Origin of the sequence: Nocardia sp. CY41 (assembly GCF_009829325.1) — a bacterium.
In the GTDB taxonomy this organism is placed as follows: domain Bacteria; phylum Actinomycetota; class Actinomycetes; order Mycobacteriales; family Mycobacteriaceae; genus Nocardia.
Window position 1 is genome coordinate 131581 of record NZ_VUOS01000001.1, and the last position, 15652, is coordinate 147232.

Below are 15652 nucleotides of genomic sequence, written 5' to 3' on the forward strand. Positions count from 1 at the left end.
CCACACTGAATCCGCATTCACTGAATATAAATTCATCAGGAGTACGACATGTCGCAGCTGGTTCTCGTCGCGGGCGCCGGACCAACCGGCCTCACCCTCGCCCTCGATCTCGCTCGCCGGGACATCCCGGTCCGGATCGTCGACAAGGCGGCCGCCTTCTTCGCGGGCTCCCGGGGCGACGGCATCCAGCCGCGCACCCTGGAAGTGTTCGACGACCTGGGCGTATCGGACGCGGTGCTGGCCGCGGGCATGCCGACGCCGGTGATGCGCGTGCACCTGGGCGGACAGTTCGTGGCCGAACGCAGAATGAGCGAGCCGGTCGAGCCCACCCCCGCCGTCCCCTACCCGAACCTGTGGGTGCTCGGCCAGTCGCGCACCGAGGCCATCCTGCGCGACCGGCTCGCCGAGTTCGGCGTACACGTGGAACTCGGTACCGCGCTGACCGGCTTCTCCCAGGACGACGACGGCGTCACCGCCACACTCGAACGCGACGGCACACGGGAGATGGTGCGCGCGGCCTACCTGGTCGGCGCGGACGGCGGCAAGAGCACCGTGCGCAAGACACTCGGCATCCCGTTCGAAGGCAGCACCGACGAATCGCTGCGCATGCTGCTCGGCGACGTGCGCGCCGACGCGCTGGATCACGAGTTCGGTTACTGGTTCGCCGCCGCCGACGAGCCCATGCAGGGCATCGCGCTGTCACCGTTGCCCGGTGGGCGTCAGTTCCAGTTCGCCGCCCCGCTGAACGGCGACGCCGAGCCGAGCCTCGAGCTGCTGCAGGAGTACGTGGACCGCTACTGCGGCCGCGACGACGTCACTCTTACGGACTTGACGTGGGTGACCGTATGGCGGCCGAACATCCGCCTTGCGCGGCGTTTTCGCGACGGCCGGATCTTCCTCGCCGGAGACGCCGCCCATGCGCACCCGCCCACCGGCGGCCAGGGCATGAACACCGGCATCCAGGACGCCTACAACCTCGGCTGGAAGCTGGCCGCCGCGCTCTCCGGTGACGACACGCTCCTGGACAGCTACGAAGCCGAGCGCAGGACCGTGGCCGCCAAGGTGCTCGGACTCAGCTCCGCACTGCTGGACAAACTGGTCGACGGCGACGAGGACGCGATGGAGCGCGGAGCGGAGACCCGGCAACTGGACATCAGCTACCGCGACCCCGCCGTGCGCGAGCAACTGGCCGTCGGCGACCGGGCGCCCGACGCGCCGGTGAAAGACGACCAAGGACGACCCATCCGGTTGTTCGACCTGTTCCGCGGGCCGCACGCGACCGTGCTGACCTTCGGGGCGCAAGCGGAGGCCGGGCCGCATGCGTACGCGGTGGTGCGCCCCGGAGAGCACGTGGCCGGGCCGCACGTGGTGGACGTCGACGGGCACGCCTACGCGGCCTACGCCGCGAGCGAGGGCACCCGGGTGCACGTCCGGCCGGACGGCTACATCGGCGCGCTCAGCTGAAGAAGCTGCCGATGGTGTCCCAGCCGAGCACCGAGTCCACCGCGAGGCCGCAGAACACCACGGCCAGGTAGTTGTTCGACTGCAGGAACAGCCGCAGCGGCTTCACCGATTCGCCGCGTCGCACGCCCGCGTACAGCTGGTGCGCCATGAGCAGGAACCACGCTCCGGCCACCAGCGCCACGGCCGCGTAGATCACGCCGGTGGCGGGCACCAGCGCGAGGGTGGTGAGCACGGTCAGCCAGGTGTAGACGACGATCTGCTTGGTGACGGCCCGCTCGGTGGCGACCACCGGCAGCATCGGAACGCCCGCCGCGCGGTAGTCCTCCTTGTAGCGCATGGCCAGCGCCCAGGTGTGCGGCGGCGTCCAGAAGAAGATGACGCCGAACAGCGCGACGGCGGGCCAGCCGATGCCGCCGGTCACCGCCGACCAGCCCACCAACGCGGGCATGCAGCCCGCCGCGCCGCCCCACACCACGTTCTGCGAGGTGCGGCGCTTGAGGCCCAGGGTGTAGACGAAGACGTAGAACAGGATGGTCGCGACGACGAGCAGGCCGCTGAGCAGATTGGCCTGCCACCACAGCCAGGCGAAAGAGCCCGCGCCGAGCACGACGCCGAACACGAAGGCGTTGCGGGTCGGCACCGCCTCCCGGGCCAGCGGCCGCTTGGCGGTGCGCTTCATGACCTTGTCGATGTCGGCGTCGGCGACGCAGTTGAGCGTGTTCGCGCTCGCCGCGCCCATCCAGCCGCCGAACAGGGTCGCCAGGATCAGGCGGATGTCGACCGTGCCGCGATCGGCGAGCAGCATGGTCGGGATCGTGGCGACCAGCAGCAGCTCGATCACCCTGGGCTTGGTCAGCGCGACGTAGGCCAGGACCCGTCGCATCAGCCGGGACGGTAGGCCGGGACCCGTGAACCGGTCGGCCAGCGCCGTCGCGGAGGAGCCGTGCGCACCATCGCCACCCGGCTGTTGCCCAATCCGCACTGTCTCTCCTCGCACGCTGTGCATCGCATCCGGCATGGACCAGCAGTGCGCTCGTCCCGGTGCCACGGATGTGCCCGCGCCGGACTTCGGTCCGCCCCGGCGCCTCTTCCGACCGGTGCGGCGCGACTACTACTACAAAGGATGGTAGACCCCCGCCGCCCCCGCCCTTCCTGTCGCCCCCGCGCTACAGCGCCGGAATGTGACGGGCCCGACGGCTCGTTCCGCGCCGCCGCGACGGCTTCGCCAGGGACGTTCGGCTCGCCCACGCCGCCACCTGTCCCGGGCGCTCGGCCCGATCCGCTCCCGTCCTCGACCCGCATCAGAACTCACGAGGGACACATGAGGAGGCGAATCGTAAGTGGCCGCTCTGTCATGTGCCACTCACGCGCGCCGCCCGGCTGGAAAATTTCGTCGGACCGGATCGGGCCGGGCGAATCCGCCGCGCCCTGGGGTGACGTTTTCCAGCAACTGCGCTACCGCATTGACGGACGCCACAAAGCAGTCGCTTGCTCGGCACGGCCGTTCCATACCGAAAGCGCTTTCTACGAGGGCGTTCGCGGCTCGGCACGCGTCCGGCGCTGGTACGGCGGGCGTGCCGGAGAGATCGGTCCAACCCACTCGAGCGCCCATCGTGCAAGGCCGCCAACACCCCGCCGACGCCGTCGCCGCTCGCGAAATCTCACCTGCGAACACGCAGCGCAACGGGCCTCGCGAAACCAAGACAGGGTTAATGGTGTGCCGGTCACCGGGCACATCTAGGGTAGTTGGGTATACCCGGTGAGCACGCCGTAGCTGCCGCGCGATCATCGCCGTCAGTAACCCACCCGCCGTCGACGAAACCAATGTCAGGAGAACCTCGGTCGTGTCGATCACAGACGACATCCGCGCCCTCACTCAGCCGAACCACCCGGACGACTGGACGGATCTGGACACCAAGGCTGTCGACACCATCCGGGTCCTGGCCGCCGAGGCGGTGCAGAACGCCGGGAACGGCCATCCCGGCACCGCGATGAGCCTGGCGCCGCTGGCGTACACGCTCTACCAGCGCACCATGCGCATCGACCCGAGCGATCCCAGCTGGGTCGGCCGCGACCGGTTCGTGCTGTCCTGCGGGCACTCCAGCCTCACCCAGTACATCCAGCTCTACCTGGCGGGCTACGGCCTGGAGCTGGACGACCTGAAGAACCTGCGCAAGTGGGGCTCGCTCACCCCGGGCCACCCGGAGTTCCGGCACACCGACGGCGTGGAGATCACCACCGGTCCGCTCGGCCAGGGCCTCGCCTCGGCGGTCGGCATGGCGATGGCCGCGCGGCGCGAGCGCGGTCTGTTCGACCCGGACGCCGCGCCCGGCACCAGCCCGTTCGACCACTTCATCTACGTGATCGCCTCCGACGGTGACCTGGAGGAAGGCGTCACCTCCGAGGCGTCGTCGCTGGCGGGCACCCAGCAACTGGGCAACCTCGTGCTGGTCTACGACGACAACAAGATCTCCATCGAGGACGACACCACCATCGCCTTCACCGAGGACGTCGCGAAGCGGTACGAGGCCTACGGCTGGCACGTGCAGGTGGTCGAGGGCGGCGAGGACGTCGTCGCTATCGAGGCCGCACTGGAAGCCGCCAAGGCCGAGACGGGCAAGCCCTCGATCATCGTGCTGCGCACCATCATCGGCTACCCGGCCCCCAGCAAGATGAACACCGGCACCGCCCACGGCGCGGCGCTGGGCGCCGACGAGGTCGCCGCCACCAAGAAGGTCCTCGGCTTCGATCCGGACAAGAGCTTCGACGTGGACCCGGCCGTCATCGAGCACACCCGCAAGGTCGTCGAGCGCGGCCGCGAGGCGCACGCGCAGTGGCAGAAGTCCTTCGACGCGTGGGCCGCGGCCAACCCCGAGAACAAAGCGCTGTTCGACCGCCTGATCGAGCGGCGGCTGCCGGACAACTGGGTCGCGAATCTGCCTGTGCACGAACCGGATCCGAAGGGCATGGCCACCCGCAAGGCGTCCGGCAAGGTGCTCGCCGCCCTGGCGCCGGTGCTGCCGGAGCTGTGGGGCGGTTCGGCCGACCTCGCCGAGTCCAACAACACCACCATGCCCGACCAGCCCAGCTTCGGGCCGGAGTCGATCTCCACCGGCATGTGGAAGGCCGACCCGTACGGCCGCACCCTGCACTTCGGCGTCCGCGAGCACGCGATGGGCGCGATCCTCAACGGCATCGCGCTGCACGGCCCGACCCGGCCCTACGGCGGCACCTTCCTGGTCTTCAGCGACTACATGCGTCCCGCCGTGCGCCTGGCCGCGCTGATGCGGGTGCCCGCCATCTACGTCTGGACCCACGACTCCATCGGCCTCGGCGAGGACGGCCCGACGCACCAGCCGATCGAGCACCTCGCCGCCCTGCGCGCGATCCCGGGCCTGAACGTGGTCCGTCCGGGCGACGCCAACGAGACCACCTACGCCTGGCGCACCATTCTGGAGCGCGACAGCAGCGAGCACCGGTCGCACTTCTCGGTGTCGGAGCTGCCGCACCAGGACGGCCCATCCGGGCTTGCGCTGACCCGCCAGGATCTGCCGATCCTGGAAGGCACCAGCTATGAGGGCGTGTCCAAGGGCGGCTACGTGCTGGCCGAGGCGTCCACCGGCACACCGCAAGTGATCCTGATCGCCACCGGTTCGGAGCTGCAGCTCGCCGTCGCCGCCCGCACTACGCTGGAGGAGCAGGGCATCGCCACCCGAGTGGTGTCGATGCCGTGCGTGGAGTGGTTCGACGCGCAGGACAAGGCTTACCGGGACGAGGTGCTTCCGCCCGCGATCGCCGCTCGTGTCGTCGTCGAAGCCGGTATCGCGATGCCGTGGCACCGGTTCGCCGGTGACGCGGGTGAGATCGTGTCGATCGAGCACTTCGGCGCCTCCGCCGACTACAAGACCCTGTTCCGCGAATTCGGCTTCACTCCGGAAGCCGTCGTTGCCGCCGCGCAGCGCACGCTCGAGAACGTGAAGGGATAAGCGCTCATGGCTCAGAACGAAAATCTCGCCGCCCTCTCGGCGGCGGGAGTGTCCGTATGGCTCGACGATCTGTCCAGGGACCGGATCCGCACCGGCAACCTGCTCGAGCTGATCGAGACCCGGTCCGTCGTCGGGGTCACCACCAACCCGACGATCTTCCAGGGTGCGCTCAGCCAGGGCCACGCCTACGACGGCCAGCTGAAAGAGCTTGCCGCACAAGGCGCGGACGCCGACGCCGCGATCCGCACGATCACCACCGACGACGTCCGCGCGGCCTGCGACGTGTTCGCTCCGGTCTTCGAGGCGACCGGCGGCGTGGACGGCCGGGTCTCCATCGAGGTCGACCCGCGCCTGGCGTTCGACACCGACCGCACCGTCGCGCAGGCGGTGGAACTGTGGAAGATCGTCGACCGGCCCAACCTGTTCATCAAGATCCCCGCCACCGAGGAGGGCCTGCCCGCCATCACCGCGGTGATCGCGGAGGGCATCAGCGTGAACGTCACGCTGATCTTCTCGGTCCAGCGCTACCGCGCGGTGATGGGCGCGTATCTGGAGGGTGTGAAGAAGGCCAAGGTCGGCGGCCACGACCCGGCCAAGATCCATTCCGTCGCCTCGTTCTTCGTCTCCCGCGTGGACACCGAGATCGACAAGCGGCTGGAGGCGCTGGGCACCGAGGAGGCGCTCGCGCTGCGCGGCAAGGCAGGCATCGCCAACGCCCGCCTGGCCTACGCGGAGTACCAGGACGTGTTCGACGGCGGCAAGCACACCTCGACGTTCCTGAACCTGGCCGCGTCGGGTGCGAATCGGCAGCGCCCGCTGTGGGCCTCCACCGGGGTGAAGAACCCGGAGTATCCCGACACGATGTACGTCACCGAGTTGGTCGCCTCCAACACGGTGAACACGCTTCCGGAGAAGACGCTCCAGGCGGTCGCCGACCACGGCGCGGTCGGCGGCGACACGGTCTCCGGCAAGGCGGAGGAGGCCCAGGAGGTCTTCGATCGGCTCGCCGCGGTCGGCATCGACCTCGACGACGTGTTCGCGGTGCTCGAGCGCGAGGGCGTGGACAAATTCGAGAAATCTTGGGAGGAGCTGCTTTCCGCCACCGCCGACGAGCTGAAGTCGGCGTCGACCGGGAACGGCTGACCGATGGCCGAAGCAGCGCCCGCGGATCGGCCGGACGCGGCCGAATGGCACAACCCGCTGCGTGAGAAGCGGGACAAACGTCTTCCGCGCATCGCCGGACCGTGCAGCATGGTCATCTTCGGCGTCACGGGTGACCTGTCCCGCAAGAAGCTGATGCCGGCCATCTACGACTTGGCGAACCGGGGGCTGCTGCCCCCGGCATTCGGCTTGGTCGGCTTCGCGCGCCGCGACTACGCCGACGAGGACTTCGCCCAAGTGGTGCTGGAGGCGGTGAAGGCGCACGCGCGCACCCCCTTCCGCCAGGAGGTCTGGGACCAGCTCTCCGAAGGCATCCGGTTCGTCCAGGGCAGCTTCGACGACAACGCGGCGTTCGACCGGCTCGCCGACACCCTCACCACGCTCGACAAGGAGCGCGGCACGGGCGGCAACCACGCGTTCTACCTGTCGATCCCGCCGAACATGTTCCCGGTCGTGCTCGATCAGCTCTGCGCGCACGGCTTGGCGCAGACGGCCGGGCCGGACGCGGCACGCAAACCCTGGCGGCGGGTCGTCATCGAGAAGCCGTTCGGGCACGATCTGAAAAGCGCGCAGGAGCTCAACGCGCTGGTCAACGGAGTGTTCCCCGAGGAACGAGTGTTCCGCATCGACCATTACCTGGGCAAAGAGACGGTCCAGAACATCCTCGCGATGCGCTTCGCCAACCAGCTCTACGAGCCGATCTGGAATGCCAATTTCGTCGACCACGTGCAGATCACCATGGCCGAGGACATCGGCCTCGGTGGTCGCGCGGGGTATTACGACGGCATCGGCGCCGCGCGCGACGTGATCCAGAACCACCTGCTGCAACTGCTGGCGCTCACCGCCATGGAGGAGCCGATCAGCTTCGAGCCCAAGCAGTTGCAGACCGAGAAGATCAAGGTGCTCTCCGCGACCAAGCTCGTCGAACCGCTGGACGAGACCACCGCGCGCGGACAGTACACCGAGGGCTGGCAGGGCAGCGAACACGTCGTCGGTCTGGCGCAGGAGGAAGGCTTCGACCCGGAGTCGACCACCGAGACCTATGCCGCGATCCGGCTGGAGATCGACACCCGCCGCTGGGCGGGCGTCCCGTTCTTCCTGCGCACCGGGAAACGGCTCGGCCGCAGGGTCACCGAGATCGCGGTGATCTTCAAGCGCGCTCCGCACCTGCCGTTCGACCAGACCATGACCGAGGAACTCGGGCAGAACGCGCTGGTCATCCGGGTGCAGCCGGACGAGGGCATCACCACGCGGTTCGGCTCGAAAGTACCCGGCTCCGGCATGGAGGTGCGCGACGTCAACATGGACTTCAGCTACGGCGAGGCGTTCACCGAATCCTCTCCCGAGGCCTACGAACGCCTGATCCTCGACGTGCTGCTCGGGGTTCCGTCGCTGTTCCCGGTGAACGCGGAGGTCGAATTGTCCTGGCGCATTCTGGATCCGGTGCTCGAGCACTGGGCCGCCGAAGGCAGGCCGGAGCCGTATGAGGCGGGTACCTGGGGCCCGGCCTCGGCCGACGAGATGATCGCCCGCACCGGGCGGGAATGGCGGCGCCCGTGATCGTCGACATGCCCGGGACCGACACCGGCGAGGTCACCAAACGCATCGTGCAGCTGCGTGAGAACAACGGCGTGATCACCGTGGGCCGCGTGCTCACGCTCGTGGTGTGCACGCTCGACAGCTCCGAAGCCGAGCACGCGATCGAGGCGGCGAACGAGGCCAGCCGCGAGCACCCCTGTCGCGTGGTGGTGCTCGCGCGCGGCGACCGGGAGGCCGCCACCCGGCTGGACGCGCAGATCCGGGTGGGCGGCGACGCGGGCGCGGCCGAGGTCATCGTGCTGCGCCTGCAAGGTCAGCTGGTGAACCACGAGAGCAGTGTCGTCACCCCGTTCCTGCTGCCGGACACGCCGGTGGTCGCCTGGTGGCCGCGCGGGGCGCCGGAGTTCCCGTCCAAGGATTCGGTGGGCCGCCTGGCCGGCCGCCGCATCACCGACGCCACGTTCGCGCCCGACCCGCAGGCGGCGATCAAGAAGCGGCTGCAGTCCTACGCCAGCGGCGACACCGATCTGGCCTGGAGCCGGATCACGTACTGGCGCGCCCTGCTGGCGGCGGCCATGGACGAGCCGCCGTTCGAGTCGGTCGATTCGGTGACGGTGTCCGGGCTGCGCGACGAGCCCGCTCTGGACATGCTGGCCGGTTGGCTGGCCGCCCGGCTGGACTGCCCGGTCCGCAGGCGCACCGGGCCGCTGCGGGTGGAACTGCACCGCCCCACCGTCTCCATCGCGATCGAACGCCCGCAGACCGGCCGCACCGCGACGTTGACCCGCACCGGGGAACCGGTGCAGCGAATCGCTCTGGCGCGCAGAGCGACTCGCGATTGCCTCGCCGAAGACCTACGCAGGCTGGACGCCGACGAGACCTACGCGGAGGCGCTGGCCGGACTCGAGAAGGTGATCTATGAGTGAGCACACCGATTCGCCGTTCCCCAGCGACACCGTCGAGGTGCACCTCGACCAGGAGTCGCTGGTGGCCGCCGCGGCGGCCCGCTTCGTCTCGGTCGTCGTGGCGGCTCAAGCCGATCGGGGTTCCGCGTCGGTGGTGGTGACCGGCGGCGGCACCGGCATCGCCTTGCTCGAGCAGGTGCGCAAGTCGCCCGGCGACATCGACTGGTCCCGGGTCGACGTGTTCTGGGGCGACGAGCGTTTCGTGCCCGCGAACGATCCGGAGCGCAACGACCTGCAAGCCAGGCAAGCCCTGTTCGACCACGTGCCGGTGGACCCGGCGCGGGTGCATCCGGTGGCCGTCTCCGACGGCGAGTATCCGGACCCGGTGGAGGCGGCCGCCGAGTACTCCGCGACGGTGCACGCCCACCTCGCCGAACACGGCGCGTTCGATCTGCATCTGCTCGGCATGGGCGGCGAGGGGCACGTGAATTCGCTGTTCCCGCACACCGACGCCGTGCGCGAAGAGCACGAGCTCGTGGTCGCCGTCACGAATTCACCGAAACCGCCGCCGGTGCGGGTGACGCTCACGCTGCCCGCGATCCGCCGCAGCAGACACGTCGTGCTGGTGGTCGGCGGCGCGGCCAAGGCCGAGGCGGTGGCCGCGGCCATCGGCGGCGCGGAGCCGGTGGAGGTGCCCGCGGCGGGTGCGACGGGTATCGACTCCACCACGTGGCTGCTCGATCAAGAAGCCGCGTCCGCTCTGGGCTGAGCAAATCCCGACGATCGCGTGAATTTGTCCGCCGCCAGGCTGGATCGCCAGAAGAACAACGCAGGAAATCCCAGCCGGGCGGTGGACTTTACGAGATGATCGGTCGGTGACCGAGCAGGCAGTGGATTTGGACGAGCGGTTCCGCGCCGCCGTCGCCGCACTCGTCCCGCGACCGGGCCGGTCGGCGGACGAGCCGATCGCGCCCGGCAGTGCGATCACGGGCGCTGCGTGCCTGGAACTGTTCGAAGCCCAGGCGACGAGCAGGCATCTCGATCTAGCGGCACGCCGTCTCGGCGGCACCCGACGCGGTTACTACAGCATCGGATCGTCCGGTCACGAAGGCAACGCCGCCGTGGCGGCCGCCCTGCGGCTCACCGACCCCGCACTCCTGCACTACCGGTCGGGCGCGTTCTTCGTGCACCGGGCCCGCCGCGTGCCCGGGCTGGACCCGATCCGGGACGTGCTGCTCGGCGTGGTCGCCGCGGCGGCGGACCCGATTTCCGGCGGGCGGCACAAGGTGTTCGGCAGCGCCGCGGCCCACATCATCCCGCAGACCTCGACCATCGCGTCACACCTCCCGCGCGCGGTCGGGTTGGCGTTCGCGATCGATCGGGCGGCGCGGCTCGGTGTCGACGGTCCGTGGCCCGCCGATTCGGTGGTGGTGTGCAGTTTCGGCGACGCGTCGGCGAACCATTCCACCGCGGCCGGGGCGATCAATGCCGCGATCCACACCGCGCGCCAGGGAGTCGAGATGCCCATCCTGTTCGTCTGTGAGGACAACGGCATCGGGATCAGCGTCCCCACTCCTGCGGAGTGGATCGAGCAGGCGTACGGCAGCCGTCCGGGCCTGGCGTACTTCCACGCGGACGGCTGCGCCGCACTGGACGCGCTGACCAGCGCCGAGGCTGCCGCGCGGTGGGTACGCGACCACCGCGCGCCCGCGTTCCTGCATCTGCGGACCGTGCGGCTGCTCGGCCACGCGGGATCCGACGTCGAAACCGCCTACCGCCGCCCCGCCGACCTCGCCGCCGACCTCGCCCGCGACCCGGTGCCTGCGACCGCGCGGTTGCTCATCGAGTCCGGCGTGGCCACACCCGCCGACGTGCTCGACCGCTACGCCGAGCTGGGTCGCCGTGTCGCCGCGGCCGCCGAAGTGGTTTCGGCGGAACCGAAACTCGCCTCCGCGGCGGCCGTCATGGCCCCGATCGCCCCGTCCCGTCCGGCGCTCGTGCGCGCCGACGTGCTGCGCACCGGACCGCTCCCCCGCGCTCACGCGGACACCGGCGACGCGATCGCGAGCCCGGATGCGCCGCCCCGCCGCAACGGCGCGGCACGGACGGATCCGATGACCGTGGCGCAGGCGATCAACGACACCCTCGCGAGCCTGCTGGAGCGAGATCGCGACGTGCTGGTCTTCGGGGAGGACGTCGGCCGCAAAGGCGGCGTGTACGGCGTGACGAAGGGGTTGCAGAAGACGTTCGGCGCGCGCCGGGTATTCGACACCCTGCTGGACGAACAGAGCGTGCTCGGCACCGCGCTGGGCTCGGCGCTGGCCGGTCTCGTGCCCATCCCGGAAATCCAGTACCTCGCCTACCTGCACAACGCCGCCGACCAGATCCGCGGCGAAGCGGCCACGTTGTCGTTCTTCTCCGACGGCCGCTACCGCAATCCGATGGTGGTGCGCATCGCCGGATACGCCTACCAGAAAGGATTCGGCGGCCATTTCCACAACGACAACTCGGTGGCCGCGCTGCGCGACATCCCCGGTGTCGTGCTGGCCTCCCCGTCCCGCGCCGACGACGCCGCGGCGATGCTGCGCACTTGCGTGTCCGCGGCCCGGGTGGACGGCAGGGTGTGCCTGTATCTCGAGCCCATCGCGCTGTACCACACCCGCGATCTGCACGATTCGGGCGACGGCGGCTGGCTGGCGCGCCCGTCCGCGGCCGGACACGTCGACATCGGCCGCGCCCGGGTCTACGGCGAGGGGGCCGACCTGACCATCGCCGCTTTCGCCAACGGGGTGCCGATGAGCCTGCGCGTCGCGCGGCGGCTGGCCCGGCACGGGATCCACGCGCGGGTGCTCGACCTGCGCTGGCTCGCGCCGCTTCCGGTGGAGGACCTTTTGCGGCACGCGCACGCGACCGGGCGGGTGCTCGTCGCGGACGAGACCCGCCGCAGCGGTGGCGTGTCGGAGGCGGTGTGCGCCGCTCTGATCGACGCCGGTTTCACCGGCCGTCTCGCGCGCGTGACCAGCGAAGACAGCTTCGTACCGCTCGGCCCGGCCGCCGCGACGGTGCTCCTGGACGAGGACCGCATCGAAGCGGCGGCCCTCCGGCTGGTGGTCGAGGAGGCCGGCGCGCCACCGCGGCGCGCCGAGGCCCGGCATTCCCCGGAATTCGATTCGGCCGGGGAATAGTGGAAATACAGTGAGGTGACGGTGACCAGCAGTGGAAAGGACTCGCGATGACCACGGTGTCCATGCTCGGCGAGGTACGACCGGAGCACGAGCACACGGCCGACGGCGACCTGGTGCTTCTGCACTACCTGCGGTCGTTCCACAAGCCCGTGCTGGACGTATGGTCGGCGGCCACCGAGCGCGGCCAGCTCGCCCGCTGGCTCGGCGCCGTCTCCGGCGGTAACGGCAACCTCACCATCGACTTGTTCGACGGTCCAGTCTCCGGCCCGGTCGCGGTGCGCGTCGACCATTGCCAGGCGCCGCACGAACTGGTCGTGCACATCGACGGTTGCCTGCTCGAAGTCCGGATGAGCCAGGTCGGCGTGGTCACCACCGTGGAACTGACCCGCCGCCACGTATCTCCCGCCGACGCCGGCGCGATCGGCCCGCGCTGGCAATACCTGCTCGACCGCCTCACCGCCTACCTCGACTACCAGCCGCTGCCGCGGTGGTCGGACTACCCGAAGCTGGCCGGGGAATACCAATAGGTCGGCGGCTCAGTAGAAGAACCCGGCGACGCCCCATCCGGGACGCGCCTGCGCCTCCCGGATCCACGCGACGCAGGACTCGATGGCCGCGAGCACCTCGTGGTCGACCTCCTCCCGTTGCGGCGGCGTGGTGGACTCCCACTGCACCAGCGCTTCCGCGCACTGCTCCGGCGTCCATTCGCCGTAGCCGGGCAGTTCGTCGGGCTGCGGCAGCGAGGACGGCAGCGAGTGATACATGAACGCGCGGACGCTGACCGCTTTGATGCCGAGCGTGGCCAGGCCGTCGTCGATGTGGTCGAGCCAGCGGCCACGGAACGCCGAGAAGTAGCGGTTGTCCACGAACCGCCCGTAGAACTGGCAGATCGTCTGGTAGGCGTAGCCGTACTGGAAACCGTAGGCCGGGTCGAACGGGCCGCCGTCGATGACGGCGCGCACCGCCTCGTAACGGGTGGGCGCGCCGGCCGCGATCTCGTCGGCGAACCAGTCGTCGTCGTGGGTCAACTGGGCCTTGAACCGGCCGCCGATCATCCGCCGGAGCTTGTCGTCCCGGGACCCGATGGCGCCGGAGATCCTGTCCAGTTCGACGACGTAGATGCTCAGGCTATAACTCATTCACCGAACATTAGCGGTGCCCACCGACAACGAACCCCACTGAGCCCGAGGACGTTTCGCCTCAGGCCGGAAGCTCGGCCCGGTGGGCCGCGAGGTGGGCGAGATGGTCGGTGAGCAACGCGTTCACCTGCTCGGTCCGTTCCAACTGCACGAGGTGGCCCGCGTCGGCGATCTCGGTGACCGCGCGCAGGTCGGTGACGTGCGCGCGCATGGTGGCCAGCGGGTCACGACCGCTGAATCCTTCCATATCGGGATCGCGGTCGCCGTACAGGAAGTAGGCGGGCACGGTGACTTTCGCGTCCGCGTAGTCGGCGGTGAGTTCCCAATTGCGGTCCAGGTTGCGGTACCAATTCAGCCCGCCGGTGAAGCCGGTGCGTTCGAAATCACCCGCCAGCACGTCCAACTCGTCCGCGCCGAGCCAGCTCCACGGCAGCGCAGGCGCTTGCGGCAGCACGTCGAGATAGCCGGTGCCCTCCGCCGGGAAGCGCCAGGTGTCCAGATAGTGGTAGTCGGCGCTGAGCGCGTAGTACACGCGGGCCAGGAACCCCCTCGGATCCGCGGCGAGTTCCTCGTCCGCCACGCCCGGGGTCTGGAAATAGTGCAGGTGCAGGAAGTGCCGAGCCGCGGCCTTCGCCCACAACTGCGACGGAGCGCGCGGCGGACGCGGCGCGAACGGGTTGTTCAAGACGATGACGCCGCGCACCCGCTCCGGTGCGCGCAACGCCAGCTCCCACACCAGTGCCGCACCGAAGTCCAAGCCGACGAACACCGCCTGCTCGGCGCCGATGTCGTCGAGCAGGGCGAGCAGATCCCCGCAGACCGCGCGATTGGTGTACGCCTCCGGGTCGGCCGGGACCTCGGTCCGGCCGTACCCGCGCAAGTCCGGCGCCAGAGCGCGGTATCCGACCGCGGCGATGGCGGGAAGCTGGCGATGCCAGATGTACCAGGTGTGCGGGAAACCGTGGCAGAAGACCACCGGCTGCCCCGTTCCCTGCTCGGCGACGTGCATGCGGACACCGCCGGACGTCACGAACCGATGGGTCAGTTCCACTCGGACCTCCAAAACCTAGAACACGTTATCGTTTCACGGTAATGTTCCGGTTTCGTGAGCGGAATACCCGAGAGGCTCGAAGGCAGGGTCGCGGTGGTCACCGGCGCCAGCCGCGGCATCGGCAAGGGGATCGCGCTGGAACTCGGTGCGGCGGGCGCCACGGTGTTCGTCACCGGGCGCTCGACGGCGCAGGGACGACTACCCGGCACCGTACACGCCACGGCCGCGGAAATCGATGCCGCGGGCGGGGTCGGCATCCCGTTCGTGTGCGATCACCGCGACGACGACGCGGTGGAGCGGTTGTTCGAGCTGATCCGCACCGAGCACGGCAGACTGGACGTGCTGGTGAACAACGTCTACAACTCCCCCGCCGCGGCGCGCTGGCTGGGCAAGCCGTTCTGGGAGGTGCCGCCCGCGGCGTGGGACGAGTCGTTCGACGTCGGCGTCCGATCCCATTACGTGGCGAGCTATTTCGCCGCACCGTTGCTGATCGGATCGGGCGGTCTGATCGTCAACATCTCCTCGCCCGGGGCACGCAGATACATGCACAACGCCGTGTACGGCGTCGCGAAATCCGCTCTGGACCGGCTCACCGCCGACTTGGCGCACAACCTCGCCGGCACCGAGGTGACCGTGGTCTCGCTCTGGCCCGGCATCGTGAACACCGAACTGCTGCAACTGGTTCCGGCCGACGCCGACGGCAAGCGGATGGTCACGCTGCCCGGTGAGGGCACCTTCGACCTCGGCGACGCGCAGACGCCCCGTTTCACCGGCCGCGCGGTCGTCGCGCTCGCCACCGACGCGGGACGGCGCTCACGCACCGGATTGCCCTGGCCGGTGGCAGATCTCGCGGAGTACTACGGGTTCACCGACATCGACGGTCGCATTCCGCGCGTCGACTGACTCGGTCGGACGGCGCCGCCGAGGACCCGCTGCACCGAGCGCGGCGGGACCGGGCGCGCGTCACGCCGGGTACACGTGTAGGGCGGTGCGGCGGGGACGCGCGGATGGCCGACGCCGGGGTGCGGCGCCCTGGTGCGCGTCAGTTCGGGCACGACGCCGATGCCACGGTCGGCCGCGATCCATTCGTCGAAGTTCGGGCAGGAGATGACGGCCCGGTCCGGGTTCGCCTGCTGCCACGACGCCGCGTCGGCGGTGCCGGAGACCGTGTCCACCACCAGCGGCCGATCGGCCAGGTCGGACCAAGCCACCTTGTTCCCGC

At 69.8% G+C, this 15652-nt stretch carries 13 protein-coding genes; 9 read left to right on the forward strand and 4 right to left on the reverse strand.

Going from position 1 to position 15652, the window contains the following annotated elements:
- Nucleotides 1–48: 48 nt before the first annotated feature.
- Entirely contained in the window at nucleotides 49–1464 is a 1416-nt protein-coding gene (locus GVY64_RS00610) for an FAD-dependent monooxygenase (RefSeq protein ID WP_159837644.1), read from the forward strand.
- On the opposite strand, the gene GVY64_RS00615 is transcribed toward GVY64_RS00610, so the two are convergent.
- Entirely contained in the window at nucleotides 1457–2446 is a 990-nt protein-coding gene (locus GVY64_RS00615; RefSeq protein ID WP_442939494.1) for a heme o synthase, read from the reverse strand. The two genes, GVY64_RS00610 and GVY64_RS00615, sit on opposite strands and share 8 nt — an antisense overlap.
- A gap of 862 nt (nucleotides 2447–3308) precedes the next feature.
- Here GVY64_RS00615 and tkt point away from each other — a divergent pair.
- The 7 genes from tkt (at nucleotide 3309) to GVY64_RS00650 (ending at nucleotide 12767) form a co-directional block, all read left to right on the forward strand.
- Complete coding sequence (tkt, locus tag GVY64_RS00620) at nucleotides 3309–5450, forward strand: transketolase (RefSeq protein ID WP_159837646.1); 2142 nt, start codon at nucleotides 3309–3311, stop codon at nucleotides 5448–5450.
- Between the two features lie 6 nt (nucleotides 5451–5456).
- On the forward strand, nucleotides 5457–6593 hold the full coding sequence (tal, locus tag GVY64_RS00625) for a transaldolase (RefSeq protein ID WP_159837648.1): 1137 nt from the start codon (nucleotides 5457–5459) through the stop codon (nucleotides 6591–6593).
- 3 nt (nucleotides 6594–6596) lie between these two features.
- Nucleotides 6597–8171 (forward strand): glucose-6-phosphate dehydrogenase, encoded by a 1575-nt coding sequence (gene zwf / locus GVY64_RS00630; protein ID WP_159837650.1) that lies wholly within the window; start codon nucleotides 6597–6599, stop codon nucleotides 8169–8171.
- Entirely contained in the window at nucleotides 8168–9076 is a 909-nt protein-coding gene (gene opcA / locus GVY64_RS00635; RefSeq protein WP_201297845.1) for a glucose-6-phosphate dehydrogenase assembly protein OpcA, read from the forward strand. The genes zwf and opcA overlap by 4 nt, the downstream gene beginning before the upstream one ends.
- Complete coding sequence (gene pgl / locus GVY64_RS00640) at nucleotides 9069–9824, forward strand: 6-phosphogluconolactonase (RefSeq protein WP_159837654.1); 756 nt, start codon at nucleotides 9069–9071, stop codon at nucleotides 9822–9824. The genes opcA and pgl overlap by 8 nt, the downstream gene beginning before the upstream one ends.
- 106 nt (nucleotides 9825–9930) lie before the next feature.
- Nucleotides 9931–12240, forward strand: coding sequence for a thiamine pyrophosphate-dependent enzyme (locus GVY64_RS00645; RefSeq protein ID WP_159837656.1), 2310 nt, complete (start codon nucleotides 9931–9933; stop codon nucleotides 12238–12240).
- A 47-nt stretch (nucleotides 12241–12287) separates the two neighbouring features.
- Entirely contained in the window at nucleotides 12288–12767 is a 480-nt protein-coding gene (locus tag GVY64_RS00650) for a hypothetical protein (RefSeq protein ID WP_159837658.1), read from the forward strand.
- A 9-nt stretch (nucleotides 12768–12776) separates the two neighbouring features.
- On the opposite strand, the gene GVY64_RS00655 is transcribed toward GVY64_RS00650, so the two are convergent.
- Both GVY64_RS00655 and GVY64_RS00660 read right to left on the reverse strand, forming a co-directional pair.
- Nucleotides 12777–13379: a DUF7691 family protein gene (locus tag GVY64_RS00655; RefSeq protein WP_159837660.1), complete on the reverse strand. Its 603-nt coding sequence runs from the start codon at nucleotides 13377–13379 to the stop codon at nucleotides 12777–12779.
- 61 nt (nucleotides 13380–13440) lie between these two features.
- A complete protein-coding gene (locus GVY64_RS00660) occupies nucleotides 13441–14430 on the reverse strand; it encodes an alpha/beta fold hydrolase (RefSeq protein WP_236566515.1) in 990 nt (329 codons plus the stop codon).
- A gap of 54 nt (nucleotides 14431–14484) precedes the next feature.
- Between GVY64_RS00660 and GVY64_RS00665 the strand changes: the two genes are divergently transcribed.
- Complete coding sequence (locus tag GVY64_RS00665; protein WP_159837662.1) at nucleotides 14485–15333, forward strand: SDR family NAD(P)-dependent oxidoreductase; 849 nt, start codon at nucleotides 14485–14487, stop codon at nucleotides 15331–15333.
- Here the strand turns inward: GVY64_RS00665 and GVY64_RS00670 are convergent.
- Nucleotides 15288–15641, reverse strand: a complete 354-nt coding sequence (locus GVY64_RS00670) for a hypothetical protein (protein ID WP_159837664.1) — start codon at nucleotides 15639–15641, stop codon at nucleotides 15288–15290. The two genes, GVY64_RS00665 and GVY64_RS00670, sit on opposite strands and share 46 nt — an antisense overlap.
- Between the last annotated feature and the right edge of the window lie 11 nt (nucleotides 15642–15652).

Bases quoted from the DNA above. Each gene is read 5' to 3' on its own strand.
- pgl (WP_159837654.1), top strand. From the start codon at position 9,069: ATGAGTGAGCACACCGATTCGCCGTTCCCCAGCGACACCGTCGAGGTG.
- GVY64_RS00650 (WP_159837658.1), top strand. From the start codon at position 12,288: ATGACCACGGTGTCCATGCTCGGCGAGGTACGACCGGAGCACGAGCAC.
- GVY64_RS00610 (WP_159837644.1), top strand. From the start codon at position 49: ATGTCGCAGCTGGTTCTCGTCGCGGGCGCCGGACCAACCGGCCTCACC.
- GVY64_RS00655 (WP_159837660.1), bottom strand. From the start codon at position 13,379: ATGAGTTATAGCCTGAGCATCTACGTCGTCGAACTGGACAGGATCTCC.
- zwf (WP_159837650.1), top strand. From the start codon at position 6,597: ATGGCCGAAGCAGCGCCCGCGGATCGGCCGGACGCGGCCGAATGGCAC.
- tal (WP_159837648.1), top strand. From the start codon at position 5,457: ATGGCTCAGAACGAAAATCTCGCCGCCCTCTCGGCGGCGGGAGTGTCC.